5 protein-coding genes are annotated in these 6,186 nt (G+C 37.0%); 2 read left to right on the top strand and 3 right to left on the bottom strand.

Features of this window, described 5'->3' with window-relative positions; genetic code table 11:
* Positions 1–142: 142 nt before the first annotated feature.
* Genes DSM02_RS06720 through galK form a run of 3 tightly spaced genes read right to left on the bottom strand, consistent with a single transcriptional unit; the run spans position 143 to position 3,380 of the window.
* Complete coding sequence (locus DSM02_RS06720) at positions 143–1,156, bottom strand: LacI family DNA-binding transcriptional regulator (RefSeq protein WP_128764887.1); 1,014 nt, start codon at positions 1,154–1,156, stop codon at positions 143–145.
* A gap of 1 nt (position 1,157) precedes the next feature.
* A complete protein-coding gene (locus DSM02_RS06715) occupies positions 1,158–2,195 on the bottom strand; it encodes a UDP-glucose--hexose-1-phosphate uridylyltransferase (protein WP_128764886.1) in 1,038 nt (345 codons plus the stop codon).
* 15 nt (positions 2,196–2,210) lie between these two features.
* Entirely contained in the window at positions 2,211–3,380 is a 1,170-nt protein-coding gene (gene galK / locus DSM02_RS06710) for a galactokinase (protein ID WP_240673994.1), read from the bottom strand.
* A gap of 436 nt (positions 3,381–3,816) precedes the next feature.
* Between galK and DSM02_RS06705 the strand changes: the two genes are divergently transcribed.
* Together DSM02_RS06705 and DSM02_RS06700 are read left to right on the top strand one after the other, a co-directional pair.
* Entirely contained in the window at positions 3,817–5,466 is a 1,650-nt protein-coding gene (locus DSM02_RS06705; RefSeq protein ID WP_128764885.1) for a solute:sodium symporter family transporter, read from the top strand.
* Positions 5,467–5,594: 128 nt separating this feature from the next.
* The gene (locus tag DSM02_RS06700) at positions 5,595–6,167 is read left to right on the top strand and encodes a hypothetical protein (protein ID WP_128764884.1); all 573 of its coding nucleotides are present in this window, start codon (positions 5,595–5,597) and stop codon (positions 6,165–6,167) included.
* Positions 6,168–6,186 lie beyond the last annotated feature (19 nt).

Below are 6,186 nucleotides of genomic sequence, written 5' to 3'. Positions count from 1 at the left end.
CCAAAAGCTTTTAATTATTAACGATTAACAATCCTACCCGATCCGCAAAACCAAAAAAAATAGCTACAGCAAAAAAACAAAAAGACCGCCTAAATGTTTTTAGACGGCCTCTTCTTATTTTTTTAGAAGAATAGTATTGAATCTAAATTGTTTTGGTACTGTTTCTAATTACTAATTCAGTCTCAATAACTTCTTGTACAGGTTCGTGCTGTTCTTTGTTGTTGAGGTTTTTCAATGCAATTTGCACTGCTTTTTTACCCATAATTTCAGCTTGTTGTTTAACAGTAGTTACTGACGGGAAATAATTACGCGCTAGATTTCCATCTGTAAAACCAATGACACTTACATCTTCAGGAACTTGTTTTCCTTTAATTCGAAGTGTGTTCATCGAATAAATAGCACTAGACTCGTCTGTAGTTATGAGTCCGTCGATATTATTATTATCGATAAAAGTACCCAGATCATTTTCTAGGCTTGTCAGCTTAGTGTATACTACTTTTGGAACTAGCGTATTGTCGTAATCGCTCAATGCGGCTTGATATCCAGATAAGCGTTTGTTGCCTACGGAAGTGTTGTTAAGCGTAGAAAGAAATGCAATGTTTCTACATCCTGTTTTTAACAAATAAGCTGTAGCATCATAAGCTCCTTTGTAATCATTGATGACCACACTATCACAAGCCAAATCGCTATTTGCACGATCAAACATGACTAATGGAATGTCATAGTGTAGAATATCTTTAAGATGCTCTATTTCATTGGTTTCCTGAGTTTCAGAAGTAAGGCTTATAATAATCGCATCAACCGAAACATCACTCAGCATATGGAGGCTTTGCTTTTCCTTTTCTAAAGACTCATTAGAAATACACGTCACCAGACTGTAGCCGTTTTTTGTTGCTTCTTCTTCCATACCCACAATAACCTTAGCAAAGAAATTATGCATGATATTAGGTATAACAACTCCAAGAGTATTGGTGCGGCTACTCTTTAAACCGCGTGCCATTGCATTAGGCCGGTACTTGAGTTGTCTAGCTGCAGTTTTTACCAATAATTTTGTCGAGTCACTTATCTCCTGGCTATCTGCGAGTGCTTTAGAAACTGTAGATATAGAGAGGTTTAAGTGTTCGGCAATACCCTTAAGAGTGGTTTTAGTAGCCATTTTATTTTTTCGTGTAATGTTCGTCTGCTAAATTACGTAAAGTTTTCGCAGCCATCTCAGCAGTAATATCTCTTTGTGGAGTTGCAAACATTTCATAGCCCACCATAAATTTCTTTACCGTTGCTGAGCGCAGCAATGGCGGGTAAAATGACATATGAAAATGCCAAGAATCCCAGTCCTGACCATCTGTGGGAGCCTGATGAATTCCTGAGCTATATGGGAAAGAGATCTTAAACAGGTTATCGTATTTTATGGTTACTGCTTTAATGATCTTAGCGTAGTCCAGACGTTCTTCGGCTGAAAGCGTTAAAATAGTACGGTGTTGCTTTTTAGGTGCGATCATTACTTCATACGGCCATACTGCCCAATAGGGGACTAGCGCAACAAAAAACTCAGTTTCAACAATGATGCGTTCTTTCAATTCTAATTCTTCATTGATATAATCACCAAGTAAGCTTGATTTATTATTGTTCCAATACTCACGCAGTTGTTTGTTCTTTTTTGAAACTTCCTGCGGAATGGTGCGTTGTGCCCAGATTTGTCCATGTGGGTGCGGATTGCTACAACCCATCGTCGCTCCTTTATTTTCAAAGATTTGAACGTGATTGATGTCGGTTTTTTTGCCCAGTTCTCTAAACTCATGTTGCCACAAAGCGATTACTTTTTCAATATCAGAAACTTCCATAACCGGAAGCGTAAGCGAATGGTCTGGAGAAAAACAAACTACTTTACAAATTCCACTTTCAGACTCGGCTTTTAATAGTCCGGATTTAAATTTTGCTTGAGGAACATCGTTTTTGAGAGCAGCAAAATCATTTACAAAAGACCAGGGCTCTTTGTAGTTTTCGTTTGTGTGCCCGCCGGCACGCTCATTTCCCGGACATAAATAACAGCTAGGGTCATAAGACGGGCGCTCTTCTACAACCACGTCTTCTTCTTTACCCTGCCACGGGCGCTTGGTTCTATGTGGAGAAACTAAAACCCATTCTCCGGTTAATATGTTATAACGTCTGTGCGAATTATCATTAAAATCTACCATGGATTTTTATTTTTATTAGTGTAAGCGTTCCCCACCATTTGCTGGCATTGCTGTAAAAGCGGTAAGGTTGCGGTTAAATTCTTTAAAGTAAGCTTTTTTTGCAGCTTCTATATAATCTTCTGCAGCATCCTGATGAATTAAATTAATCGTACAGCCCCCAAAACCACCGCCCATCATTCTGCATCCTAAAATGCCCTCGTGATCTTTAGAAAATTTGGTTAAGAAATCTAATTCTTTGCAACTCACTTCATATTTATGCTGAAGTCCCTCGTGAGAGGCGTACATCAATTTACCAAAGGTTTCCAGGTCTTCAGCTTTTAAGGCTTTTGCGGCTTTATTTACACGCTCATTTTCTTCAATTACATAAGAGCATCTGTTGTAAACTACAGGATCAAAATCTGCTTTATGAGCTTCAAGCTGTTTTAGATTTACATCTCGTAAAGACTGAACTTCCGGATACCATTTTTGCAATAAAGACACACCGGTTTCACACTCTTGTCTACGCACATTATACTCGCTGGTAGATAGACTGTGAGAAACATTAGTATTCAGTAATAAAAGTTTATAAGGCTCAATGGCAAAAGGGAGTAAGTCATATTCCAAGCTTTTACAATCTAATTTAATCACATGGTTTTCTTCGCTCATAACCGATGCGAATTGATCCATTATTCCACATTTAGTGCCTACATAATTATGCTCTGCCATTTGAGAAAGCTTAACGATCTCCAGATTGCTCAAGTTGAGGTCAAATAATTCACTCAAGCCTCTAGCTAAACCACATTCTAGTGCTGCAGATGAACTGATCCCTGCTCCCATAGGTAGATTGCTCAGCATCATACAGTCAAAACCTTCAAGTTTGTGGCCTAGTTTTTTTATTTCTTCAGTAACACCTACAATGTATTTGGTCCATTCTGCTTCATTACGATCTTCAACAGCTAAATCAAACTCAAAAAAACTACCGTAGTTTAAACTGCTGACGCTACAATGTGATGCTTTACCGTTTTTCTTTAAATGAAACTGGATGGTTTTGTCTATTGCCGTAGGCATAACAAAGCCGTTGTTGTAATCTGTATGTTCCCCGATGAGGTTTACTCTTCCGGGAGAATTTATAATGACTTCAGCATTAAAATGGCCCAGTTGAGCAAGTTGCTCAGGAGATTGAGCGAGTGTGATTTGATTTGCCAAAATACCGTTTGGTTTAAGTTAACTATACTATACTCGATTACCGAGCTTTAAAGTCTACGAGTTGCCTCATAGGAATTTTTGTAAAGATACATATATAATATTAAATGTAATTTTTACGTTTATAAGATAATAAATATTTCTTTAATTTTTTAGGTAGTAGAAAGTTTGCATTAAAAGCGTAAGTTGTTTTGCGGCCAGTGCTATTCTTTGTGAAACACATTTTCAACAATGTTTTTGAAACATTTGTAAAAACACGGGTGTAAAATCTATTTTTTGCTAAAATCACAGGTTTTTTTTAGTACTAGTACTAGTTTTTACATAAAATTCAGTGAGCAAAACACGATAATTACATTACTTTAGCGCCTGAAAAATTTATAACCTCAGAATTACTTACTACAACGGTTGCGTTGAGGTTGTTTTTATACTATTTTAGATTATGGCATTAATATCCTTTTTAGCATTTACAATTCTCGTGGCTCTCATATCCTGGTGGTCGGTTAGAAAATCTGATGAATCAACCTCTGATGGTTATTTTTTAGGAGGACGAAGTTTAACCTTTGGTGTAATAGCGGGTTCAATGCTTCTTACCAATCTGTCTACAGAGCAAATAGTAGGGCTCAACGGAAGTGCCTATAAAGATGGTTTATCCGTGATGGCATGGGAAACCTTAGCTGCACTTTCTATAGTAGTAACAGCTGTTTTTCTATTACCACGTTATTTAAAGGGTGGGCTTACAACGGTGCCGCAGTTTTTGTCTAAACGATTTGATAAGGCTACAAAAACAATAACTTCCGGATTGTTTCTCACAGGGTATGTCGTGGTGTTATTACCTGTGATTTTATATTCAGGATCTGTTGCGATTAGTGGTATGTTTGACGTACCTGAATTACTAGGCGTTTCTGATACTACTGCGCTAGTAATCTGTATTTGGGGAATAGGAATAATAGGCTCTATTTACGCGGTTTTTGGAGGACTTAAAGCTGTAGCTGTGTCAGACAGTATCAATGCAATAGGGCTGATCATTGGAGGGGTGTTAATTCCTGTTTTTGGTTTAATGGCTATTGGAGATGGTGGTGTTTTAGATGGATTAAAAGTACTTGTTGATGCAAATCCCGAACGTTTTGATTCTACTGGAGAGCCAGGTCAAGAAGTACCCTTCTCTACAATTTTTACAGGAATGATGCTTGTGCAATTATTTTACTGGGGAACAAACCAGCAAATCATTCAGCGCGGTCTAGGAGCAAAGAGTCTTGCAGAAGGTCAAAAAGGACTTTTGTTAGCTGCATTTCTAAAGATATTAGGTCCGGTGATTTTAGTATTGCCCGGTATGATTGCGTTCTATTATTTTGAAGGTGGTTTAGCCAGTAGTGATTTGGCTTACCCCGAATTAGTAAGAGCTGTTTTGCCAAAACCTTTAATGGGCTTCTTTGCAGCAGTATTGTTTGGTGCGATCCTGAGTTCTTTTAATAGCGTTCTTAATAGTTCGGTGACCTTATTTGGTATAGATATTTATAAAGAACACATCAATAAAGATGCTTCAGAGCGTACTGTAGTTAAATACGGTAAAATCTTTGGAGTATGTCTGGCACTTGCAGCAATGTTTATTGCTCCCTTAATTGCAAATGCAGGGAGTTTATTCAGTTACTTGCAAGAGATCAACGGTATTTACAGTATTCCAATTTTTACAATTATTGTTGTTGGGTATTTAACTAAACGTGTACCGGCTATAGCAGCAAAAATTGGTATCATTTTAGGTTCGTTAATGTATATAGTAAGTCAATTTTTATTGAAGCCTAAGTTTATTAATGATGCATTAGATACAGCTAAGGCGAGTGGGATAACAGATGTTGAGGCATTAAGAATGGTTGAGGCAGAGGCTTATCCTCACTATTTGCATATTATGGCGATCTTGTTTGTCTTAAACATTGCTATCATGTTAATTATTGGTAAATTTTATCCTAGAAAAGAGCCATTTGTATTAGAATATACCAAGCAGGTTTCTATAGAACCTTTTAAATATGTAAAACAAGTAGGGGCGGTTATATGTCTTATTGTTATAGGTATTTACGTGTATTTTGCGCGATAGTTTTTTAGAAAGAATTTTTAAAAGCCTTTCATCGAAGGGCTTTTTTTATACTTGTATTTTTCGAAAAAAATATTGACGTTCCTTTTTGAAATATTAATTTTGAATTCTTAAAACCCCAATTCATTATTATGAAAAAATTACTACTCGTATTTACAATTGTCTGTGCGCAATTTCAAAGTTTTGCACAAGAAGAAATTCCGGCTACAGCATCAGTAGAGCACTCTCTATGGAGTTTACAAGGAACGTTATTTGGTCTTTGGTTAACTAATGAAGCAAAACTTTCTGATGAGGTTGTGCTTAGGAGTCAGGTAGGTCTTACCGGTGGTTACACACAAGGCTATGTGACAGATTACAATTATTTGTATATGCTTATCCCGGAAATTGAGATCGAACCACGCTGGTATCACAGCATGAAACGCAGAGCTGAAAAAGGTAGAAATACCTCCAATAATTCTGCAGATTATGTGAGTTTGAAAACCACCTATCAACCCGATTGGTTTACAATAGGGAATGATCATAAAGAAGATATTATTTCGTCACTCGCACTTGCTGGTAATGCAGGTATGCGCAGAGAAATCTGGAATGGCTTTAGTTTTGAACTGGCAGCAGGAGTAGGAGTTGCTTATGATTTAAAAGATCAAAACGCAGATGATTTTTTCCTATTTCCTGATTTTCATTTTCTTCTAAGTTATTCGTTATAAGAGATGATTTATAATAAAG

Origin of the sequence: Leeuwenhoekiella polynyae, from assembly GCF_004104075.1 — a bacterium.
Lineage (GTDB): Bacteria > Bacteroidota > Bacteroidia > Flavobacteriales > Flavobacteriaceae > Leeuwenhoekiella > Leeuwenhoekiella polynyae.
The sequence above is the reverse complement of the archived record's forward strand: the minus strand, read 5'-3'. Positions and strand labels throughout refer to the sequence as shown.

Bases quoted from the DNA above. Each gene is read 5' to 3' on its own strand.
- DSM02_RS06700 (WP_128764884.1), top strand. From the start codon at position 5,595: ATGAAAAAATTACTACTCGTATTTACAATTGTCTGTGCGCAATTTCAA.
- DSM02_RS06715 (WP_128764886.1), bottom strand. From the start codon at position 2,195: ATGGTAGATTTTAATGATAATTCGCACAGACGTTATAACATATTAACC.
- DSM02_RS06720 (WP_128764887.1), bottom strand. From the start codon at position 1,156: ATGGCTACTAAAACCACTCTTAAGGGTATTGCCGAACACTTAAACCTC.
- DSM02_RS06705 (WP_128764885.1), top strand. From the start codon at position 3,817: ATGGCATTAATATCCTTTTTAGCATTTACAATTCTCGTGGCTCTCATA.